Here is a 21007-nt window from a genome sequence, read left to right on the forward strand (position 1 = left end):
AAAACGGAGCAAAATTTTAGACTATTCTGAAAAAGAGTGATGGCGAGAGCTGATAAGAGAAAAGTAGGTAATTATCCCTATTGAAATTAAATAATAAGAAAATTAATAAAAATAAATGGATATGTTAAAAATGAAAGTGTTAAAAATAATGGCATTAAAAGCGGGTTGTAAAGCCATTTCCAACCTGACAGATAAAAATTTTCATCAAAAAGCCTAAAGGGGACTTTTTTGTAGCCGATAACCTAGTTGCTAACGAAATTCATCAAGTTAAGCATTTTGGCTTAACGCATTAATTTGAATAATAAGGATCACATCATGGCACAAGTTATCAACACTAACATTCTGTCTCTGACGACTCAGAACAACTTAAACCGCTCACAAGGTTTACTGGGTACTGCGATTGAGCGTTTATCATCCGGTTCACGTATCAACAGCGCAAAAGACGATGCGGCAGGCCAAGCGATTGCTAACCGTTTTACTGCAAACGTCAAAGGTTTAACTCAAGCTTCACGTAATGCCAACGACGGTATTTCTATCGCACAAACTGCGGAAGGTGCAGTTAACGAAATTAACGATAACTTACAACGTATTCGTGAGCTGACTGTTCAGGCGAAAAATGGCTCAAACTCTGTGTCTGATACCAAATCTATCCAAGAAGAGGTAGATGAACGTTTAGCAGAAATTACGCGTATTTCTGAACAAACTCAATTTAATGGAATTAATGTTTTATCGGAAGGTAAAACATTAGCATTCCAAGTTGGCTCTAAAGATGGCGAAAACATTGCTCTTGCAATGGATAAAATCGATTTAGAAACATTGAATGTTAAAGGTTTCAAATTGGAAGCAGCCGTTCCAAAGAACAATAATGTAATAGAAAAAGAATTTGCAGATGAGGATGCTATTAAAGATTTATCATCTCTCACAGAGAAAACTAAGGTTACAGTAGATAAAGGGGATGCTGAAAGCCTAATGCAGGCAGCTGATGGAACCTATTACGCTAAAAAAGGTGATTCATATTTTAAAGCTGACGTTAAGGTAGAAGATAAAGATGACGACAGCGCAGGTAAAGTAACTGTTACTTTTGAAGAAAAAAATGGAATTAAAGCTGATCAATTTGTATCAAAGGAAGATGCAGCTAAAAGTACTGAAACAGCATTAAAAACTTTAGATGATGCATTGAATAAAGTTGATACTTATCGTTCTAAACTGGGTGCGTTCCAAAACCGTATGCAATCTACCATCAACAACCTGAACAACTCTGTTAACAACCTGAGCGCAGCACGTAGCCGTATTCAAGATGCTGACTTCGCTACAGAAGTTTCTAACATGAGCCGTGGTCAGATCCTGCAACAAGCAGGTACTGCTGTGTTAGCACAAGCTAACCAAGTTCCACAAGGTGTTCTGAGCCTGTTACGTTAATTCGTAATTGGTGAGTATTGAAGGCCAGTATTGCTGGTCTTAGAGTACTGACAAAGCCCTAACTTATTCGTTAGGGCTTTGTTTTAATAAGGCGAGTACCAATAACAAGCTAACCAATAGGTTAAAAGAACCTTTTATTTACGGTGGTTTTGTCGTTTAGGGAACATGCTAAGTTTATCGTTAACTAAGTCAAATACTAAAGCTAATATCTGCTAATCAGTGTTAAATTTCTTCGTCATGCCTTCCGATTTAGGCCCTACAGTTTGGTATCCCATTTTTTGATAAAACTCAGGTTTATCCGCAATCATAGAGACGTAAGAACCTTCTAAGACGGCCGAATTTAAATAGCCTTCAATATGCTCCATCACCACTCGTCCTAGCCCTTTCCCTTGCCAATTAGGGTCAACCGCAATATCCACAATTTCAAAATTACAGGCTCCATCCCCAACGACTCGCCCCATCGCAATTAAAGTCTCACCATCTCGAATTGAAACAGCAAATAAACTATTTGGTAGTCCGATTTTCGCCGCAGAGAGTGATTTCATCGATAACCCGGCTTTAATACGTAAATCACAATATTCTTGTGCAGAGGGGGGAAACTTTTCAATTTGGTACATACTATGTTTTAACCTTATGTTTTTAATCGTTATTAGAGATGGAGGGTGGTTGAAATATATTTTTTATTTGATGACTTAAGTTAGGTAAACGTCGTAGTAAGTAAAAAACGACCTATTCAAAACCCATTTGTAGTTTATCAAACATCCTCATTTCACGACAAATGGCACTCTTATATCTTTTGGCGACTCAAGACTAACTACACCATAGTAAACTCATCTTAAATCACCTTATATATCAGTTAGATGATAGCTTGTTTTTACAATTCTCTTTTTACTTAAATAGATAATTAATGTCGGATCGATCACATTAATTAACTATTCTTGTGATCATCTCAATCTAATTATGGTGTACTAGGTATACAAAATTATTTGGGGATTACTATGAATACAAATCTAAAAGGTATTTATTCAGCACTGTTAACACCATATCGCAGTGATGAAAGCATCGATGAAGCGTCTTTGCGAAATTTAGTTCAATTTAATATGCGACTTGGGGTTGATGGCCTATATGTTGGGGGATCAACAGGGGAAGCGTTTATTCAATCTGTTGATGAACGTGCTGAAATTCTAGAAATAGTAAAAGACGAATCCGCAGGGAAATTAAAACTTATTGCACATGTCGGGTGTATTAGTACCAAAGGAAGCGAATACTTAGCGAACATTTCATCAAAGCTTAAATATGATGCAGTCTCTGCGGTAACGCCGTTTTATTATCCTTTTGGATTTGATGAAATTGCAGAACACTATAAAAGCATTATTAGCTCAGCAAATGGCTTACCAATGATTATTTATAATATTCCTGCTTTAAGCGGTGTTAAATTAACACGTCAGCAGATCCTAGATTTACTTAATATGGAAAAAGTGGCAGCGATAAAGCAAACATCAGGTGATTTATATCAACTTGAACAAATAAGAAGGGATGCGCCAAATAAAATTATTTATAACGGCTATGATGAAATCTTGCTTTCCGGCTTAGTTGCGGGTGCTGATGGTGGGATAGGGAGTACATATAACATCATGGGGGCGAGATATTGTGCAATATTAAAAGCCTTTAAAGAAGGTGACATTACCAGAGCAAAACAACTTCAATCAGATTGTAATGAAGTCATTGATACATTAATTGAAGTGGGTGTTTTTAAAGGACTAAAACAAGTCCTTAAAAATTTGGGTATTATCGAAAACGCGATATGCAGAAAACCATTTAGTCCAATTAATCCAAAGCACCATGAAAAATTAACGTTAATTAGTGATACTCTTTCTAAAGAGCTAAACCTTAAATAATAAATATATTAACAATGAAAGGTGTTGAAAAACACCTTTCTGAGGTTACCTTTTATGCTAAACAAAATAGAACTACCCTGGTATAAGCAATTAACAAAAACACAGTGGAAAGCGTTCTCAGCGGCTTGGATAGGCTATGTGTTAGATGGTTTTGATTTTGTCATTATCACGCTAGTATTAACAGAAGTAATACAAGAGTTTGATTTATCTACAGTACAGGCAGCAAGCCTGATTAGCGCAGCATTTATTTCTCGATGGTTTGGGGGCTTAGCTTTAGGGGCGCTTGGCGATAAGTATGGTAGAAAGATAGCTATGGTCACAAGTATCTGCCTATTTTCGGTAGGGACATTGGCTTGTGGGTTAGCGCCAAGCTATACCGTACTGTTTATTGCACGGCTTGTCATTGGTTTGGGAATGGCTGGGGAATATAGTTCCAGTGCAACCTATGTCATTGAAAGCTGGCCTCAAAAAATGCGAAATAAAGCCAGTGGCTTTCTTATTTCTGGTTTTGCGGTTGGTGCTGTTGTGGCGGCTCAGGTATATAGCCTCGTTGTTCCTATATATGGTTGGAGAATGCTTTTTTATATTGGTATCTTTCCTATTATATTTGCACTTTGGCTTAGAAAAAACATTCCTGAAACTGAAGACTGGATAAAACACCAAGCGAATAGCGCGAATATGCCAACAATGGTAGGGATCCTCTATAAAGGGAAAAATAAATACATCAATGTTGTATTAACAATTTTAGCGGGTGCTGCACTCTACTATTGTTTTAGTGGGAAGGTTGATTCATCACTTATTATTATTTTATTGGGTATTTTGGTTTCGATTGTCTTTATTAGTTTTATAGTTCAAAGTAACGGAAAGCGATGGCCTACTGGGTTGGGCTTAATACTCGTTGTGCTTTCAGCGTTTTTATATTCTTGGCCTATACAATCGTTATTACCGACTTATTTAAAAACAGACCTTGGGTATACCCCCGCCAGTGTCGCTGATTTACTTTTTTTTAGTGGGTTTGGCGCCGCTATTGGTTGTTGTGTTGCTGGCTTTACCGGTGATAAATTCGGGACGAGAAAGGCATATGTCTATAGTTTATTACTGTCACAGCTCTTTATTATACCGGTGTTTGCTATTGGCGGTGAGAGCTTATGGTCGCTAGGTATTTTAATATTCTTCCAACAATTATTTGGTCAGGGTATTTCAGGTTTATTACCTAAGTTGGTTGGTGGTTATTATGATACAGACCAACGCGCAGCAAACCTTGGCTTTATCTATAATGTTGGGGCGCTCGGTGGTGCATTAGCTCCGATAATCGGCGCATTAATCGCACAAAATCTCAGTATGGGGGTTGCATTAGGATCGCTGTCTTTTGGCCTGACATTCATTACTATTCTGGTGATTGGTTTTGATCTCCCATCGAGACTACAAAAAGCAATTTACCCTGAATATCTCAGAATGAATGATGCGGTTGATGGTAAACCTTTTACTGTAGCAATTAACTACGCTGCAAAATTAGAAAAGAATAAATAATATGATATTACAAAAATATGAAAATTTAATTAACTCTAATATATTACCTGTATCAGTAAGAGAATTACTTTCTCAATATACGATAAACGACTTAAAGCGGCTTAATGATGGTTTTTACAGTTTTGATGGCATAAGTTCCGAAGATATAAATTTAACGCGAAAAACATTGACAACCGAGCCTAAAGAAAAACGTGTCATTGAAATGCATTCTAAATATATTGATATTCATATTCCATTATCTGGAGATGAGAAAATATTACTCTCCATTGATGATGGTATTGATAATATATGTTTTGAATCTTCTGAAAAAGAAGATTACAAACTATTCAAACAGATGTGTTGTGAAAAAGAAATTATATTATCAACCGGTGATGCTTTAGTTATTTTCCCTGGAGAACTTCATGCCACCCAATTAGAAGTGGATAAATCACAAGAACTCTCAAAAATTATTATCAAAATAAGGTATGACAAGTTTTATTGATTTGTAGAAATCGCTATTTCGATTGTGTTTATGAAGAAAAAGGGATGTGTTATAGTTCTTCTTAATAATTTGATTATTAGGGAGATAGCAATGACATCGCCAAATGACGAGAAAAAACACAACATAAAAAGGCCCGTTAAACGGAGAAAGTTATCAGATGTTATTGAAGAACAATTAGAAGGCATGATCCGACAAGGTGAATTTAAAGAGGGGGAGCGCTTGCCTTCTGAGCGAGCTTTGATGGAAATGTTTGATGTTGGGCGCCCATCGATACGCGAGGCAATTGCAGGTTTAAAGCGTAAAGGGCTAGTCCAATTATCAAACGGTGAAAGGCCGATAGTCACAACGCCATCAGCGGACACCTTAGTTTCTTTGATGTCTGGCGCTGTTAAGGATTTATTGACTCAACCTGATGGGATTCGATATTTCGAACAGCTAAGAGAGTTATTTGAAATTGGTATTGTTAGGTATGCTGCGGAACATGCAACAGAGGCGCAAATTAATGAGTTATATGATGCTTTAGTTTTAAATAAGAACTCGTTAGAAAATCATGATAAATTTGTTTATACGGATATCGCGTTTCATCGTGTTCTGGCATCAATTCCTAGCAATCCATTATTTTTATCTATTCACTCCGCATTATTAAAATGGCTAATAGAGGCTAGAATTAGGTTTAATAATACAGAAAAAATGATAAAAAATAATACACGAAGCTATCATGAACATGTTGCCATTTATGAAGCGATTAAAAATAAAAATGTTATGGAAGCCGAACGTGCAATTAAGATACACATTGAAAATGTGTTTGAGCACTATTACCCTTAGCCGATAACAAAATTCAGTGAGGAATGTATGTTAAGTATTGGTATCGATATTGGTGGTACTAAAATAGAAGTTATTATAATTGATGAGTGTGGAAATGTTATTCATAAAGAACGGTTTAAAACGATTAAATCGAGTTATGATAACTTTTTAAATTTATTGATTAAAATAATAAAAGATACAGCTTCACTGTATAATGAAGAAATGAGTTTAGGTATTTGCCTCCCTGGGAATTGTGATATTGAGACGGGTAAAATAAGAAACTCAAATATATTAGTTATCAATGGTAGGGTACTGCTTAGTGATTTAGAAAGTCATGTATCTATTCCTATTTCAATAAGTAATGATGCGAATTGCTTTGTACTTTCAGAGCAAGTTGATGGTAGTGCATCAAACTGTCAGTCTGTTTTCGGTGTTATTTTAGGAACTGGATGTGGCGGTGGCTATGTCGTACATGGCAAACTACTCAATGGTATAAATGCATGTGCAGGTGAGTGGGGGCATAACCCTTTACCGAGTTACTCACTAGACGTTGATGGCGAAAGTACGACTTGCTACTGCGGTAGAATAAACTGTATTGAATCGTTTATTTCAGGAACCGGTCTTGAAAGACAGTATTTATCAAGAACAGGGGAACACTTAACATCACATGAGATAATAGAGTTAATGAGAGGGAATGATCCTGACTCGCTAATGACTTGGGATTTATATAAAAATCAATTACACCGATGCCTTGCATCCATTGTTAACATGTTAGACCCCGAAACCATTGTACTGGGAGGCGGTCTGTCAAACGTGCCTGAAATAATGTTGAACATTAACCAATGTGTTGGTCAATATGTATTCGGTGGTGTTTGTAATACCCATTTCGTTACTGCTAAGCACGGGGACTCAAGTGGAATTAGAGGCGCTGCATGGATGGGACGCCAACTATACAAGCAAAAAAGAACACGTTAGATATTAAGAGTGCTAAAACTAATATTGCATCTGAAGACGTCACAGCCCAAAAGCAATTAAAGGGCTGTCATATAATCTCAGCTACATTCCATATGAGCTTTGGCACAGGCGTAAATTAATATATTTGATATCAGAATAAAAATAATAATAACCAGAGGGGTGTTAACCAGAAAACCAGACTCATAAGCATAGGGTAGGGCAATTCCACCAAAGATATCCCCTGTCAAAAATGCGGTTTGTATTAAACCAAAAATATGCTCGGCATTTCCTTTGCGTGCAATCTCCATCTCAACCAAATTAATTAATAGTGAGCAAACGGTTCTAAACATATACATGGCAATAACCGAGATGGCGAAAACAATCGGGGAGCTAAATTTTATTGACCAAAACATACCATAGAGCATCAGCATGCATAAACCAGAAAAAACGAGTAATGAGATAGGTTTATCTTTGTCAGAAAAAATAAACATAAAAAGGTTCTTGAGTACTAGCCCGGTGATCACACCTAATGATAGCACTAGGCCAACATTTGTATCTGAAAAGTGCATGTTTTTTAAATACACCGGAATAATGGGTAAGATCAGTGCCCAACTGGCGCCACTGATAATAAATGCAATAAATAAAATTAAATCTGCTTTACTGAGAAAAGGGAAAAATGAAGTGTTTTTTTGGGAGCCTTTTTTTACTAATGGTTTCTCAGTTTTTGGTATTTTTAATGAAGGAATGGCTACAATGGCGATTAATACCATGACCCCGCTAATCAATAAGGCGGAACGATATGGGGTTTGATCGATAATTGATAAAATCGTCACTAGCCCTCCTGCAATAAAAGCCCCAAGGCTTTGTGCAATTGTGCTTAAATTATCGGTGTGTAGCAGGACTTTATTTTGTTCCTGTTTATCAATATTAAAAATCAGTGATTTAAGTGCAATAGCGATAATACTTGCCCCCATTCCCGCTATCAAACCTGACGTGACAGCGATAGCCATGCCTGTGGGATAGGCTCTAAGAACAAGGCCGCCTCCATATAGAAAAAAGCCCACCATTAACCCATGCTTAGTGCCAATTTGGGACAGTCCTTTGGCATAAAGTAGTGAGCAGGCCCCCGCAATTGCCATCATTACGTACGAAATTGAAAATAACGTTAATTGCGCCTGCTGTTCCCAATAGATGGGCTGCAATGTTTTGGATATCCACATTGGGAAAAGATAGAAAAAATAAAAGAAATATATTTTGTATATCATTTTTCTTCTTAATTATTTAAGTTTAAATTAAAAGATAATAACCTCAAAATATCTATGTGCTATTTTACTTCTTAATTAAACTAATATGCTATTACATTAGTGAATGTAAAAATACATTATATAATTTAAATCTGTCAAATAATAAGTTGTTTACCTTGTTAGTTCGAATTAACTTAATGTTTAATTAATATTAATTGTATTTAATAATGATATTATTTATATATAATCCATTAATCTGATTATTTTCATTGCCATTATTTCCCATATCTAGTGCTATGTTTACTTTGGTTATCATGCTTAGTGTTAAGCTAGCTTGCTGCTTACCGATAACTTTACTTGCTTTAAGAAGGCTAATTTAGTCAATAACAAAGTCTAAAGCCCAAATCTGCAATTTAATGACAAAATCACATCTCAACAAAACAACTACTCCCACTTGTATCACCAGTAAAATTCCCTAAAAATTGTGTTAAAACAATCGTTAACATTGCAATCATTCAAATTTTACCTATTTAGGATAAGGCAAATAAAGCTATATTTAGTGCCTTACTCTACGGATTGAATTCAAAACCAACACAGATAATGAATACCTTTTATAGAGCTTGAAGGGTGATTCAGGTTGTGAGTGATTTGTATACTGCCGAAGGTGTGATTAATAAAAATAGCCTATGGGAGCGTTATTACCCTCTAATACGCCATGAAGCCCTGAAACTGCAAGTCAGACTACCCGCCAGTGTTGATATCGACGACTTAATTCAAGCGGGGGGCATCGGTTTACTGCATGCATTGGAACGTTTCGATGTCACCCAAGGGGCGTCATTTGCCACTTATGCAGTGCAAAGAATTCGGGGTTCGATGCTAGATGAACTGCGTAGCCGTGACTGGGTGCCGCGCAGTGTGCGTCGCCAAGCACGAGAAATGACTAAAGCCATTGGCGTGCTGGAGCAATCGTTAGGCCGCAGTGCCACTGAACCGGAAATTGCTAAAGCGCTGGATATCGACCTTGCGGAGTATCGCCAAGCATTACTGGACACCAACAATAGCCAACTGTTTTCTTATGATGAGTGGCATGAAATTCATGGGGAAAGCTGTGAGCCGCAAATGGATGAGGACGATGGCGGTAACCCGTTGAGTCTGTTGCTAGATTCCAGCTTGCGTGACCAAATTGCTGCGGCAATCAATCAGTTGCCAGAACGCGAAAAAATGGTGCTGACGCTGTATTACCAAGAAGAGCTAAATCTGAAGGAGATTGGGGCGGTGCTGGAGGTTGGGGAGTCGAGGGTGAGTCAGCTTCATAGTCAGGCTATTAAGCGTCTCCGCGGCCGCCTCAGATAGATGCTCGTCATACTTCGCATTGTGGGGGTGTCGACTGCGCTCGGCTACTCGGGTCACATACTTATGTATGCTCCCCGAGATATCCTCTCTGGTCTTCTACCCACAATACGAATTATTTAGAGCATCAGCATCGAGGGATTTTTAATAAAACCTAAATTGAAACTATTTTTTAGATATTTCCAGTGTTTTTCATACTGATGTATGCTATTAGGGCTAAACTAGCTTGCCGCCTAGCTGTAGCACGAATTATTTAGAGCATACGCATAGGGGTATTTTAAAGCTCATTTAAATTTGTTTTTTCTACTATATTTCTACGTTTTTAACGATGTTACTTTCTATTATTCATCCAGCTCTGCCGATCTAGCCAAATAATTCCCTGCCGTGGTGTGCCAAGCTCTTGGGGATTGGGTGAAGCCCAGTTTTAAATATTCGGTGAGGTTGCTGTCGGTGGCGAAAAATAAAATCTGGCAGTCGGCGGGGAGTTCTTCAGCGACGAGGCGCATTAATTGGCGGTCGATGCCGTGTTTTTGATACTGAGTATCAACGGCCAGTTCGCAGATATAACAACAAGAACTAAAATCCGTTACCGTGCGGACAAAACCGACCACCTGTTCCTCATCCCATGCACTAACCAATAAATCTGCGTTATTTAGCATTGCATCCAATTGAGTAAGATTATCGGTTGGCACCATTTCCTTAAATGGAGACTGGCGAATTAACCGAATAAAATCCTCGATAGAGATGGCAAAATTGACTTTATAGTTCAGGCGATTGGCGAGAGTATCCATAGAGTTCCCCTATTAATCAAACGACACTCTTATAGGTTTAGCTTGAAATAGCGTAATTTTCCTGTTTTTGTGTAACTTTATCATGGCCTAGCTATTCCAATTAATGCGTAAATGTCCTAAGTTAAATTCAAGGTAATCGTGATGTTTAGCCCAACTGGGTAAATACCATAAGAATTCTATTCAACAGATAAGTGAACGAGATATGACTATGGAACTAAAGGATTATTACAGCATTATGGGTGTTAAGCGCACCGATGATTTAAAAACCATTAAGACCGCGTATCGCCGTTTAGCGCGAAAATATCACCCCGATGTCAGTAAAGAGCCGAATGCTGAAGCGCGATTTAAAGAAATTGCAGAGGCGTGGGCGGTACTCAGCGACAAAGAAAAACGCGCAGAATACGATGAAATGTGGGAGCACAGAAATGACCCCTATTTTAACCAAGCCAATCAAAGCCAACAAAGCCACACATATTCTCAGCAAGGGTTTGATGCAGGTGGTTTTGATGACATTTTTTCATCGATGTTTTCCCAACGTGCACGGGGTGGCACAAGGCAGGCACGCAGCCGTCGCGGGCAGGATTTAGAGGTTGAACTAGCTGTTTTCCTTGAAGAAACCCAAGAACCCCATAAACGTACCATTAGTTATAACTTACCGGTCTATAACGCATTTGGTTTTATCGAAAATGAAATTCCCAAAACACTTAATGTGACTATCCCCGCAGGGGTGATTGATGGGCAACGTATTCGCTTAAAAGGGCAAGGCACTGCGGGGGAGAATGGCGGTGAAAATGGCGATCTATGGATAACCATCCGAATTGCACCGCATCCATTATTCGATATTAAGGGCCATGATCTTGAAGTGGTTGTACCATTAGCTCCTTGGGAAGCCGCTCTAGGGACAAAAGTCACCATTCCAACATTAAAAGACCCGATTGTGATCACCGTTCCTGCTAATAGCCAAGCTGGCCAAAAATTACGCCTTAAAGGTAAAGGGCTGAAACATAAAGGTACAGCAGGGGATCTGTACGCGATTATAAAAATCGTGATGCCGAATAGCAGTAATGCAGAAGCGGATGCACTGTGGCGGAAATTAGCGGAGACTCAACAGAGTTTTGACCCACGTAAAAATTGGGGAGACAAATAATGGAACAGTTCACATCATTAACCGTTATTGATTTTTGCGTTCATACCGGCATTGCTGAAGATGAATTACAGGAAATCGTCGGCCTTGGGATAATTCAACCCATTGAAACGACTAATGAGTGGTTGTTTGATGACCAAGCGGTGGTCATTATGAGAAGAGCCGTGCGTCTTTACCATGAATTAGAAATTGACTGGCCGGGCATCGCAATGGCAATGAGCCTATTGGATCAAAATGAAATGCTCCGACGCGAAAATGAGATGTTGCGTTTACAGTTAAAACGTTTTATTGGTTAGTTAGCCAATAATTTAATTATTCATCACCACAAGCCTTAATAAGTAAATTAGGTTTGTGGTGGTTATTTATGAGAATGCTATTATTTTCTAATATTTGACTATCTTACAAAAAATAAAGAAGCGATAAGTGTAAAAACATTAGATACGGGAGCTAAAACATATCAAAACCCAGTTAAGATCAGTTCAAAAATCAACGGATATATAAATGATGTGGTTAATTTTAAAGGGATAGACCAATCAAGACTCACACTATTAAATTCAGATATCAAACTAAGGACTATAGAAATAGCAATCCCAAGTAAAACAACTTCAGCTCAATGGGTGGAAATTAATAAATCCATAGCTTATTCTATAGAGAATAATATTAATATGAAAATTACAGTAGTAAAATAGGGGAGAGAGATGGAAAACTATGACTCTGGAAATAATATATCCATTCGAGTAAATGATTTTTTTTATTTTATTATGGTTTTGTCAGGGTATCATTTATTTGTAGTAGATGATACGGTTCCTATAGTATCACTTAATAAAAAAGTCACAAATAGTGAGCTAGGTAAATTATCTAAAGTTGCTCTAAAAAAATGTAGAGTTATAGATCCTCATGTAGATAGCTTTTTTTTTAATAGAGATCGCCTTGCAGAGTGTGAAAAAAAATGGCTCAGTGAAAACTTATCTTCTCTTGGTTTCAAAAATAAAAAAAATTTTTATCAATCAATGATGTTATGCAATATTAGAGAGAAAAATGGTTTTTTAACATTAAGGCCAACACTCCATAAAAAACTAGAAACATGGACGGGGGATGGGTTTACTGAGGATGACTATATTGTTTTGCCGGATAGTGTTTCTGATGAAGAACTCGGTGAAGCCATAAAGGAAGTACTTTCTCGTTGCCGAAGTGTGGTCAAGTAAAATGTCTAGGCTGTAGTGAAGGTGTTGGCAAGCAAGGCTATCCATTTGAAGATTATATTGGTAAATCTAGAAAACTAGCGGATAGTGAAAGGTTACCTGCGGGGACGGAAACATTTGACTATTTTACAAAAAATAAAGAAGCGATAAGTGTAAAAACATTAGATACGGGAGCTAAAACATATCAAAACCCAGTTAAGATCAGTTCAAAAATCAACGGATATATAAATGATGTGGTTAATTTCAAAGGAATAAACAGCATTAAATTTAAGCTTGAAAAGTCAAGTGTAAAAAATAAAACGATAGAGTTAGCTATACCGTGTAAAACTACTCCAGCGCAATGGATTGGAATTAATAAATCAATAATTTACGCTAATGATAAAAACATAAAACTTAATATAACGGTTGTTAAGTAAGGAACAATATATGCTTGATTATGATTCTGGGGATAATGTATCAATCCGAGTTAACGAACGATTTTATTTTATATTTGTTCTTTCGGGATATCATTTTTTTGTTAGAGATAATGAGACGCCCGTTTATTGTTTGGAAAAAGATACTACTGAAGAAAAGTTAGGTGAAATGTTAAAGTTAGCATTAAGTCAGTGTCGAATTATAGATCCGTATGAAAATTCTTATTTTTTTGATAGAAAGAGGATTGATGAAGACTATAAAGAGTGGGTTGGTGATGTGTTAATTAAATGTAAGTTTAAAAGTATAAAATCACTTTTTTTAAATATGATGTCATGCAGTATTAAACGAATTAATGGTAACATTATATTGCAACCTAGTTTGCATAAAAAACTAAAAGATTGGACGAGAGATGGATATAGTGATGATGATGATATTATTTTACCGGATACAGTAACAAACGCAGAATTAGGTAAAGCCATAAAGGAAGTGCTTTCTCGTTGCCGAAGTATGGTCAAGTAAAATGTCTAGGCTGTAGTGAAGGCGTTTACAAGCAAGGCTATCCATTTGAAGATTATATTGGTGTACATAGAAATTTTAAGAAAGCAGAAAGAATGCCATATGGGTTTGAAACTTTCGATTATTTTTCAAAGGGAGAAGCTGTAAGTGTGAAAACCTTAAATACCAGTGCAAAGACATACCAAAAGCAGAATGAAATAAATCGAGTACTTAACAGTTACATTAATAAAGTAAATGATTTTAAAGGTGCTAGTAAGTCCGGCGTTGAATTGAAAAGCTCAGATATAAAAACTAAAACAATAGAGCTAGGAGTTCAAGATAAAACAACAGCATCACAATGGCTGGAAATCAATCAGTCAATAATATATGCAGCAGAAAAGGATATAAGTCTTAGAGTAATAATTGTAAAGCAAGGAGGATAGATGAGTAATTCTTCTACTAAAGAGTCTTGGGTAAGCATTTACTTTAATGAGGAGTATTATTTTATACATACCATTTCGCGTTATAATCTCCGTGTTTTGGACTATAAAATGCCTATTTATCATCTTTCGAAAGAGGTTGATACGCGGGAGTTAGGTAAAACAATATTTTTAGCGCTGGATAATAGTAGAATAATTGATATAAATACGCCCGAGGATATTTTTAGTCGTGATGGTGTATCTTTGGCCTATCAAAAATGGATTGATGATGGGAAAAAAATATGCAAGTCGAAAAACCGTAAAAGTTTTTTATTAAAAATGATGTTATGCCACATTTGTCGAGAGGGTGATCATATAATAATTACGCCAACACTCCATAAAAAACTAGAAACATGGACGGGGAATGGGTTTACTGAGGATGACTATATTGTTTTGCCGGATAGTGTTTCTGATGAAGAACTCGGTGAAGCGATAAAGGAAGCTATATCTCGTTGCCGAAGTGTTATTTGAATTTTATATTATTAGATAGTTAATAATATTTTTAATGTGGTATATAAGTAGTATTAATAAAATTAACTTTACTGGTTTTATTCTGTTAAAATAAAATGTATTCGGTTTAATTTAATTTTTATTTATTTGTAAATTATTTAAGTAAATTTATAATTTAAATTATTAGTAAATTGTATTATATTCTTTGACTAATTTGATAAAGCTAATAATTAAACAATATTTTAATGAACACGAACAACAAAAAAACCCTTACCATCCAGTAAGGGCGCAATAACAACAACGAGATTTTTATTATTAATTAAATAGCCGCTGCTTCGGCAATGAGTTTGCCGAGCTCTTGCCAGTTTTCACTGTCAATAAGGTCATTCGGCACCATCCATGAACCGCCGCACACTAATACAGAAGGTAATGCGGTGTATTCTTTAATGTTTTTCACACCGATCCCGCCAGTTGGCATAAATTTAACCGGGTAAACGGCGCTGAGTGCTTTGAGCATGGCAACTCCGCCAGAGGCTTCGGCTGGGAAGAATTTCAATGTGGTGAGGTTAAATTCAAGGGCTTGCTCCACTAAGCTTGGGTTATTCACCCCAGGAATGATAATTACGTTCTTTTGTTGGCAATAAGCCACAATTTTCGGGTTAAAGCCTGGGCTGACGATAAAATCCACACCCGCTTCAATGGCTTGGTCAACTTGCGCAGTGGTTAATACCGTACCTGCGGCAATCAGTAATTCAGGGTAGGCCGCGCGCATATTTTTAATCGCTTGTAGCGCTGCAGGGGTGCGGAAGGTGACCTCTGCACATGGCAGGCCATTTTCCACTAAGGCTTTTGCCAATGGGGCACCATGTTCTGCATTATTAATGGTGATCACAGGAACAACATTGAGTTTCTTAATTCTTTCAACTAATTGATTCATGGTTAAAGCCTCTTAACATTTTACTAAAGCAGTGGTTGGCATGGCCTCGGATGGAATAATCGCTCCCCGGTGTTGGATGACGGTTCCAGCCAGTAAATGACCTGATTTTGCCGCTTCGCATGGGTTGCCACCTAAAATACGGCAAGCAAGGTAGCCGGCACTAAAGGAATCCCCTGCGGCAGTGGTATCAACAACATGGCTTATTTTATTCGCAGGGACTTCAATACGTTCGTTATCAATAACGACGAAGCAAGCCTTAGCACCGCGCTTGATCACGATTTCATTCACGCCATATTGTTGGGTACGTGCAATTGCATCATTTTCATGAATGTCGCCATAAAGTAACTGTTCGTCATCAAAGGTCAAAAAAGCGATGTCGGTTAAAGTGAGAATTTGCTGATAAGCCTGTTGAGCGGCTTGTTTGGAAGACCAAAGTGCGGGGCGATAGTTATTATCGAAGACAATTTTGGCACCATGCTGTTTAGCTTGCTGCAACATTTCAAATAACAACTGGCGTGAAGCGTCAGGCAAAATGGCTAAGCTGATGCCACTTAAATAGATAAATTGTTGTGAATTAAGTACTTGCTGTGTGTGGGCTTTGCTATTGCTATCAAGACAGACGGCATCAAGCCAAAATTTTGCCGCGGCATTATCTCGCCAATAGAAAAAGCGACGTTCGCCATCAGCGGAGGTTTCGATTAAATACATCCCAGGCAAATGTTTATCCGAAATAAAGACTTCGTCAGTATTGATGCCTTCTTGTTGCCAACTGCTTAGCATTTGCTGGCTGAATGGGTCCTTTCCTAAACCGGTGATGTAACGGGTTGTCACGCCATGGTCTTTGGTCAAACGAGACAGGTATAGTGCGGTATTGAGTGTATCTCCACCAAAGGTTTGCTTATATAGCTCCCCTGACTTTTGCAATTCAACCATGCATTCGCCAATAACGGCAACTTGCGGATGTGTATTCATTTTCACCACCTGCGTGATTACGACTTAATAAACTATTGCGGACTTAATGATGCTATTAAAACCCATTTCAAATAGAACTTCAATAAAAATGAAACGCTGTTTTAAAAATATTAAATCGCCGTTCTTGTTTTTATCATGATAGCCACTTATGCTATCCGCTAGGGTGTAATGTCGATATCAATTTATAGGATGATGGAAAAGTAATGGATAAAACGACTCAAACGGATGCCGTTTCAGCGGTAGTTAAGGTATTCAGCATTCTTAGTGCCCTTGGTGAGCAAAAAGAGATCGGCGTGTCTGAGCTTTCGCAGCGCTTATTAATGTCAAAAGCCACCACATTTCGTTTTCTGCAAACGATGAAACAGTTAGGTTATGTGGATCAAGAAGGTGAAGCGGATAAATATTCCCTAACATTGAAATTATTCGAGTTGGGAGCGAAGTCCCTTGAGTATGTGGATTTAATTGAAATTGCAGATACAGAAATGCGCCGTATTGGCCAATTGACCCATGAAGCCGTACATTTAGGGGCTTTAGATGAAGATGCTATTATTTATATCCATAAAATCGACTCGAGTTATAATTTACGCATGTATTCACGGGTTGGGCGTCGTAACCCATTGTATTGCACCGCAATCGGTAAGATTTTACTCGCTTGGCAAGATGAAGGATCCATTCGTTTAGCATTGAAAAACGAAACTTTTAGCCAAAAAACGGCAACAACGATTTTAACGTTAGAAGACCTGCTGGTGGAATTAGCCACCGTTCGTGAATGCCATTATGCGCAAGACCGAGAAGAGCAAGAACTAGGCCTGCGCTGTATTGCTGTGCCAGTATATGACCGGTTAGGTCATGTGGTTGCAGGGTTATCTATTTCGTTCCCAACCATTCGTTTTGATGAGCAGCGTATTGATGAATACGTCCAATTACTGAAAACAGCGGGGCGCAATATTTCAGAGAAAATGGGTTATCACCAATATCCATTATAGGGGGATATAACAGAATTAAGCCATTTTCAATAATGTATCAATCAATTGATTTAATAACCCAGGTAAATTATTTATTTGAATATTAAGGTTTTATAAATTTCACCTATTATTATTCAACACCATGTGTTGCTGCTGACATATAATATTTGCTTATGGACACAGCAGGAAATAGATATGTTTAAAAAGGTTATTGTTGTTATTTTTCTTTGTTTCACTTCTTATGGCTTTGCCAACGATTTTACATTTAAAGAAAAGTCACCCGCTGATCGCGAGTTTAATCAAGACTACCAAGGAATTAAAAAATTACAGACACAACAAAAGTTTGTCTTTGATCCCAAAAAGAAACTTCCACAAGAAGAACAAAGTTATCAAGCTTTGTTAGAACAGCGAAATGCAGATGAAAATGCGTTTTCAAAACATTTTAATGTGTGTGATGTTAACCCGACGGGAGCGGGGTGCCCTCATTCAATGGCTTGGATGAATGACCGCCAGAAAATGAAGAAAATGCTAGAGCAAGCGGGCCGCCCTTATTGATAAGTTGTTCATTTGTTGACTCTAAGGGAGCATCGCTCCCTTAGAGTTCAAGCTAGACAGATTCAGGGAATGTTAAGGTTGCCCCGGGGGCTTCACGGCTTAAATGAATGAAATTCATATGTTTTTCATATTGGTCTAGAATATCGCTAATCACTTGTTCTTTGGTGTAATCCATTAAATCATTCCCTTGTGAGCCTTCCCATAAGAAGGTTTCTAAGCGGTAATAATGGGATTTCCCTGAACGTGCGCGATAGGTAAAACCGGGAACTGAATAGCGCTGTGGCCACACTTGGTAAATAAAGCTTTGTTCTTCGCCTAGGTCGACCGTTAATTCTAAATGGTCTAATCGCTCATCAGCAATGGGTGGCAAGGTGTTAAATTCCACTTTTGCTCCCCTTAAACTGAGCTCTTTTGCCACTTCTTGCATGGCAGGAATGCAGACCAAATCAAGCATCCGCTGGGTATAAGTCGTTCCCGGGAAATTCATCACTCGTCCCAAACGCTGTTTCCAATTGAGTGTTCCGTTGCCATATAGTGGTGCAGGGGCATTGGTATTTAGCGAACTAACGCGTCTAAAGTCCTCAACTTTTAATGACTTATATAGCCCAGCCATAATAAAGAAGATAACAAAACTAAAGGGCAAGCCCATGATCACCGTCGTATTTTGTAACGCAGCGACGCCATCCGTCATTAACATCCCTAAGGTAAGTAAGCCAATTGCGACAGACCAGAAAATTCGCAACCAATTAGGGGCGTCATTGTTAATATCACTGAGTTTTGAGGTGAAATTGCCTAATACTAATGAACCGGAGTCAGCAGAGGTGACATAGAACAACAGCCCAGTAATGGTTGCAACAGAAGCGGTTAGGCCAAAGCCGGGGTAAAGTTCAAGCAGTGAATAGAAGCCTTTTTCGGGGGCGTCGAGGACGGTTTTTGCAAGTTCACTATTGCCGTGAATGATTTCATATAATGCACTATTACCAAAAATAGATAGCCATAATAGTGTGAAAACAAATGGAATAATTAATGTGCCAATCACAAACTGTCGGATCGTTCGTCCGCGCGAAATACGAGCAAGGAATAACCCAACAAATGGTGACCATGCTACCCACCATGCCCAGAAAAACAGCGTCCAGCTATTCATCCAATCCGTTGGGCGGTCAAAGGCAAAGCTGTTGAGGGTCATACCCATAAAGCGGTTAATATAGTCCCCCACATTCAGCACTAAGGCATTGAGTAGGAACTCAGTATCGCCGACAAATAAGATAAATAAAATCAAACCAAATGCTAAAAGCACATTGAGCTCGGATAACACCCTAATACCTTTATTTACCCCAGATGTGGCGGAAATTACAGCCATAATCACCGATAGCAGGATCAACCCACTTTGCACGGGGAGCCCTTGAGGTAAGTCGAATAAGACTTTGAGACCATAATTCAGCTGAACAACCCCAATCCCCAATGTTGTTGCGATACCGAAAATCGTCCCTAATACCGCAGCAATATCCACAGTATGGCCAATTGGGCCGTCAATCCGCTTGCCAAATATTGGATAAAGTGCGGAGCGAATGGTCAGCGGCAAGTTATAACGATAACTGAAATAACCCAGTGCAATTCCCATTAAGGCATACATAGACCAGCCCGTTAGGCCATAGTGGAACAGAGTCCACACCATCGCCTGACGAGCTGCTTCTAAGGTTTCGCCTTCGCCCGTTGGCGGCAGCATATATTGGGTGACCGGTTCAGCGACGGAGAAAAACATTAAATCGATACCAATTCCTGCGGCAAATAGCATCGCAGACCAACTGAGCACGCTAAATTCAGGTTTAGATTGCTCTGGGCCGAGTTTGATATTACCAAAGCGTGAGGTTGCAACGAAAATGACAAAAACAATATAAAGCGTTGCTGCTAACAGATAATACCAACCAAAGGTTTTAGATACCCAGCCAAGGGCGGCAACGATCCACTGATTTGCTGTTTCGGTCATCAAGATGGTGAAAAAAGAAAACGCCAGAATAAGACCGGCGGAAGTAAAAAAAACCACAGAGTTCAGTTTATCCTTCTGCTTATTTTTTGGACTGTTTTGAGTTGTCATTGGACATTCCACATTTTTATTTATTTAACAGGTTAAAATTACTTTCTAAGCTAATTTATTGATTTATCAGCAAAGATTTGGTTTTTGTTATCTTCTCTCTTATGTTAATTGTGAATGGATTGTTGTAAACAATAGTTAATATTGATTGAATATTCAATCAAAAAAACGTTTAATACAAGGGATCAATGTATTTTTTAGGTTCAAATACTATGCCGAAGATAGGAATGCAGTCGATACGTAAACAACAGTTAATTCAAGCCACATTGGCTGTGATTAATGAAGTTGGAATGCAGGATGCCAGTTTTGTGTTAATTGCCCGTAAAGCCGGGGTTTCTACAGGAATTATTAGTCATTATTTTCGTGATAAAAATGGCTTGCTTGAAGCCGCTATGCGCCATATTCAATACCAACTAGGGTTTGCGGTGGCAATACGTTTGCGGATGTTAACCGGAGCGGAGCCAAAACGACGAATTCAGGCAATTGTTGAAGGCAACTTCGACCCAACGCAAACCAGTGAGGCCGCGATGAAAACGTGGCTAGCCTTTTGGGCTAGTAGTATGCATCAACCGAATTTAAATCGTTTACAGCAGGTTAATGACCGGCGCTTGTATTCAAACTTAAGCTATGAGTTTGGGCGGGTATTAAACAAAGCGGATGCGCGGATGGCCGCGAAGGGGCTGGCGGCGTTAATTGATGGCTTATGGTTACGTAGTGCTTTGAGTAATGAGCAATTTCCTGTTAAGGATGCACTCAAAATCACTAACGAATATATCGATATGCAGCTACAACGTGCTGAGGTTTTAGAAACTTAATAACCAATTCAGAGGA

At 38.3% G+C, this 21007-nt stretch carries 24 protein-coding genes; 18 read left to right on the forward strand and 6 right to left on the reverse strand.

The window, feature by feature from the left end:
- Window positions 1-315 precede the first annotated feature (315 nt).
- Window positions 316-1419 carry a FliC/FljB family flagellin gene (locus tag M0M83_RS08280; protein WP_248468203.1) on the forward strand — a complete coding sequence of 368 codons (1104 nt, stop codon included), beginning with the start codon at window positions 316-318 and terminating at the stop codon, window positions 1417-1419.
- A 212-nt stretch (window positions 1420-1631) separates the two neighbouring features.
- Here the strand turns inward: M0M83_RS08280 and M0M83_RS08285 are convergent, their stop codons facing one another.
- A complete protein-coding gene (locus tag M0M83_RS08285) occupies window positions 1632-2036 on the reverse strand; it encodes a GNAT family N-acetyltransferase (protein ID WP_423811134.1) in 405 nt (134 codons plus the stop codon).
- A gap of 381 nt (window positions 2037-2417) precedes the next feature.
- On the opposite strand from M0M83_RS08285, the gene M0M83_RS08290 reads away from it, so the two are divergent.
- The 5 genes from M0M83_RS08290 (at window position 2418) to M0M83_RS08310 (ending at window position 7107) form a co-directional block, all read left to right on the forward strand.
- Complete coding sequence (locus M0M83_RS08290) at window positions 2418-3317, forward strand: N-acetylneuraminate lyase (protein WP_248468205.1); 900 nt, start codon at window positions 2418-2420, stop codon at window positions 3315-3317.
- Window positions 3318-3371: 54 nt separating this feature from the next.
- The gene (locus tag M0M83_RS08295) at window positions 3372-4847 is read left to right on the forward strand and encodes an MFS transporter (protein ID WP_248468207.1); all 1476 of its coding nucleotides are present in this window, start codon (window positions 3372-3374) and stop codon (window positions 4845-4847) included.
- Between the two features lies 1 nt (window position 4848).
- Window positions 4849-5328, forward strand: coding sequence for a YhcH/YjgK/YiaL family protein (locus M0M83_RS21775; RefSeq protein WP_248468209.1), 480 nt, complete (start codon window positions 4849-4851; stop codon window positions 5326-5328).
- A gap of 90 nt (window positions 5329-5418) precedes the next feature.
- Window positions 5419-6153 carry a transcriptional regulator NanR gene (gene nanR, locus M0M83_RS08305; RefSeq protein WP_248468211.1) on the forward strand — a complete coding sequence of 245 codons (735 nt, stop codon included), beginning with the start codon at window positions 5419-5421 and terminating at the stop codon, window positions 6151-6153.
- 27 nt (window positions 6154-6180) lie between these two features.
- Complete coding sequence (locus M0M83_RS08310) at window positions 6181-7107, forward strand: ROK family protein (protein ID WP_248468212.1); 927 nt, start codon at window positions 6181-6183, stop codon at window positions 7105-7107.
- Window positions 7108-7184: 77 nt separating this feature from the next.
- Here M0M83_RS08310 and M0M83_RS08315 read toward each other — a convergent pair whose 3' ends face one another.
- A complete protein-coding gene (locus M0M83_RS08315; RefSeq protein WP_248468214.1) occupies window positions 7185-8351 on the reverse strand; it encodes an MFS transporter in 1167 nt (388 codons plus the stop codon).
- Between the two features lie 618 nt (window positions 8352-8969).
- Here M0M83_RS08315 and M0M83_RS08320 point away from each other — a divergent pair.
- Window positions 8970-9683: an RNA polymerase sigma factor FliA gene (locus M0M83_RS08320; protein WP_248468216.1), complete on the forward strand. Its 714-nt coding sequence runs from the start codon at window positions 8970-8972 to the stop codon at window positions 9681-9683.
- Window positions 9684-10021: 338 nt separating this feature from the next.
- On the opposite strand, the gene M0M83_RS08325 is transcribed toward M0M83_RS08320, so the two are convergent.
- Window positions 10022-10471 carry a GNAT family N-acetyltransferase gene (locus M0M83_RS08325; protein WP_213913330.1) on the reverse strand — a complete coding sequence of 150 codons (450 nt, stop codon included), beginning with the start codon at window positions 10469-10471 and terminating at the stop codon, window positions 10022-10024.
- A gap of 208 nt (window positions 10472-10679) precedes the next feature.
- Between M0M83_RS08325 and cbpA the strand changes: the two genes are divergently transcribed.
- The 8 genes from cbpA (at window position 10680) to M0M83_RS08360 (ending at window position 14676) form a co-directional block, all read left to right on the forward strand.
- On the forward strand, window positions 10680-11618 hold the full coding sequence (gene cbpA / locus M0M83_RS08330; protein ID WP_248468435.1) for a curved DNA-binding protein: 939 nt from the start codon (window positions 10680-10682) through the stop codon (window positions 11616-11618).
- Window positions 11618-11911, forward strand: a complete 294-nt coding sequence (locus tag M0M83_RS08335; protein ID WP_213913329.1) for a chaperone modulator CbpM — start codon at window positions 11618-11620, stop codon at window positions 11909-11911. The genes cbpA and M0M83_RS08335 overlap by 1 nt, the downstream gene beginning before the upstream one ends.
- Before the next feature lie 123 nt (window positions 11912-12034).
- Window positions 12035-12304 (forward strand): hypothetical protein, encoded by a 270-nt coding sequence (locus M0M83_RS22000; protein WP_423811140.1) that lies wholly within the window; start codon window positions 12035-12037, stop codon window positions 12302-12304.
- Window positions 12305-12313: 9 nt separating this feature from the next.
- Entirely contained in the window at window positions 12314-12820 is a 507-nt protein-coding gene (locus tag M0M83_RS08340; RefSeq protein WP_248468218.1) for a contact-dependent growth inhibition system immunity protein, read from the forward strand.
- Complete coding sequence (locus M0M83_RS08345) at window positions 12799-13233, forward strand: hypothetical protein (protein ID WP_248468220.1); 435 nt, start codon at window positions 12799-12801, stop codon at window positions 13231-13233. The genes M0M83_RS08340 and M0M83_RS08345 overlap by 22 nt, the downstream gene beginning before the upstream one ends.
- Window positions 13234-13243: 10 nt before the next feature.
- Window positions 13244-13750 carry a contact-dependent growth inhibition system immunity protein gene (locus M0M83_RS08350; RefSeq protein WP_248468221.1) on the forward strand — a complete coding sequence of 169 codons (507 nt, stop codon included), beginning with the start codon at window positions 13244-13246 and terminating at the stop codon, window positions 13748-13750.
- A complete protein-coding gene (locus M0M83_RS08355) occupies window positions 13729-14169 on the forward strand; it encodes a hypothetical protein (protein WP_125890845.1) in 441 nt (146 codons plus the stop codon). The genes M0M83_RS08350 and M0M83_RS08355 overlap by 22 nt, the downstream gene beginning before the upstream one ends.
- Window positions 14170-14676 carry a contact-dependent growth inhibition system immunity protein gene (locus M0M83_RS08360; protein ID WP_248468222.1) on the forward strand — a complete coding sequence of 169 codons (507 nt, stop codon included), beginning with the start codon at window positions 14170-14172 and terminating at the stop codon, window positions 14674-14676. It begins immediately after the preceding gene.
- Window positions 14677-14974: 298 nt separating this feature from the next.
- Here M0M83_RS08360 and M0M83_RS08365 read toward each other — a convergent pair whose 3' ends face one another.
- Window positions 14975-15592: a bifunctional 4-hydroxy-2-oxoglutarate aldolase/2-dehydro-3-deoxy-phosphogluconate aldolase gene (locus M0M83_RS08365; protein WP_125890847.1), complete on the reverse strand. Its 618-nt coding sequence runs from the start codon at window positions 15590-15592 to the stop codon at window positions 14975-14977.
- 12 nt (window positions 15593-15604) lie between these two features.
- Window positions 15605-16564: a sugar kinase gene (locus M0M83_RS08370; RefSeq protein ID WP_213913325.1), complete on the reverse strand. Its 960-nt coding sequence runs from the start codon at window positions 16562-16564 to the stop codon at window positions 15605-15607.
- Window positions 16565-16767: 203 nt separating this feature from the next.
- On the opposite strand from M0M83_RS08370, the gene kdgR reads away from it, so the two are divergent.
- Window positions 16768-17550, forward strand: a complete 783-nt coding sequence (gene kdgR, locus M0M83_RS08375; protein ID WP_125890849.1) for a DNA-binding transcriptional regulator KdgR — start codon at window positions 16768-16770, stop codon at window positions 17548-17550.
- Between the two features lie 174 nt (window positions 17551-17724).
- Window positions 17725-18084, forward strand: a complete 360-nt coding sequence (locus tag M0M83_RS08380) for a hypothetical protein (RefSeq protein ID WP_248468223.1) — start codon at window positions 17725-17727, stop codon at window positions 18082-18084.
- Window positions 18085-18136: 52 nt separating this feature from the next.
- On the opposite strand, the gene M0M83_RS08385 is transcribed toward M0M83_RS08380, so the two are convergent.
- Complete coding sequence (locus tag M0M83_RS08385) at window positions 18137-20179, reverse strand: choline transporter (protein ID WP_004255510.1); 2043 nt, start codon at window positions 20177-20179, stop codon at window positions 18137-18139.
- A 209-nt stretch (window positions 20180-20388) separates the two neighbouring features.
- Between M0M83_RS08385 and betI the strand changes: the two genes are divergently transcribed.
- Window positions 20389-20991: a transcriptional regulator BetI gene (betI, locus tag M0M83_RS08390; protein WP_213913323.1), complete on the forward strand. Its 603-nt coding sequence runs from the start codon at window positions 20389-20391 to the stop codon at window positions 20989-20991.
- Window positions 20992-21007 lie beyond the last annotated feature (16 nt).

Source organism: Providencia rettgeri, assembly GCF_023205015.1.
In the GTDB taxonomy this organism is placed as follows: domain Bacteria; phylum Pseudomonadota; class Gammaproteobacteria; order Enterobacterales; family Enterobacteriaceae; genus Providencia; species Providencia rettgeri_E.

Coding starts and splice junctions, on each gene's coding strand:
- M0M83_RS08280 (WP_248468203.1), top strand. CDS start 316: ATGGCACAAGTTATCAACACTAACATTCTGTCTCTGACGACTCAGAAC.
- M0M83_RS08285 (WP_423811134.1), bottom strand. CDS start 2,036: ATGTACCAAATTGAAAAGTTTCCCCCCTCTGCACAAGAATATTGTGAT.
- M0M83_RS08290 (WP_248468205.1), top strand. CDS start 2,418: ATGAATACAAATCTAAAAGGTATTTATTCAGCACTGTTAACACCATAT.
- M0M83_RS08295 (WP_248468207.1), top strand. CDS start 3,372: ATGCTAAACAAAATAGAACTACCCTGGTATAAGCAATTAACAAAAACA.
- M0M83_RS21775 (WP_248468209.1), top strand. CDS start 4,849: ATGATATTACAAAAATATGAAAATTTAATTAACTCTAATATATTACCT.
- nanR (WP_248468211.1), top strand. CDS start 5,419: ATGACATCGCCAAATGACGAGAAAAAACACAACATAAAAAGGCCCGTT.
- M0M83_RS08310 (WP_248468212.1), top strand. CDS start 6,181: ATGTTAAGTATTGGTATCGATATTGGTGGTACTAAAATAGAAGTTATT.
- M0M83_RS08315 (WP_248468214.1), bottom strand. CDS start 8,351: ATGATATACAAAATATATTTCTTTTATTTTTTCTATCTTTTCCCAATG.
- M0M83_RS08325 (WP_213913330.1), bottom strand. CDS start 10,471: ATGGATACTCTCGCCAATCGCCTGAACTATAAAGTCAATTTTGCCATC.
- cbpA (WP_248468435.1), top strand. CDS start 10,680: ATGGAACTAAAGGATTATTACAGCATTATGGGTGTTAAGCGCACCGAT.
- M0M83_RS08335 (WP_213913329.1), top strand. CDS start 11,618: ATGGAACAGTTCACATCATTAACCGTTATTGATTTTTGCGTTCATACC.
- M0M83_RS08340 (WP_248468218.1), top strand. CDS start 12,314: ATGGAAAACTATGACTCTGGAAATAATATATCCATTCGAGTAAATGAT.
- M0M83_RS08350 (WP_248468221.1), top strand. CDS start 13,244: ATGCTTGATTATGATTCTGGGGATAATGTATCAATCCGAGTTAACGAA.
- M0M83_RS08360 (WP_248468222.1), top strand. CDS start 14,170: ATGAGTAATTCTTCTACTAAAGAGTCTTGGGTAAGCATTTACTTTAAT.
- M0M83_RS08365 (WP_125890847.1), bottom strand. CDS start 15,592: ATGAATCAATTAGTTGAAAGAATTAAGAAACTCAATGTTGTTCCTGTG.
- M0M83_RS08370 (WP_213913325.1), bottom strand. CDS start 16,564: ATGAATACACATCCGCAAGTTGCCGTTATTGGCGAATGCATGGTTGAA.
- kdgR (WP_125890849.1), top strand. CDS start 16,768: ATGGATAAAACGACTCAAACGGATGCCGTTTCAGCGGTAGTTAAGGTA.
- M0M83_RS08380 (WP_248468223.1), top strand. CDS start 17,725: ATGTTTAAAAAGGTTATTGTTGTTATTTTTCTTTGTTTCACTTCTTAT.
- M0M83_RS08385 (WP_004255510.1), bottom strand. CDS start 20,179: ATGACAACTCAAAACAGTCCAAAAAATAAGCAGAAGGATAAACTGAAC.
- betI (WP_213913323.1), top strand. CDS start 20,389: ATGCCGAAGATAGGAATGCAGTCGATACGTAAACAACAGTTAATTCAA.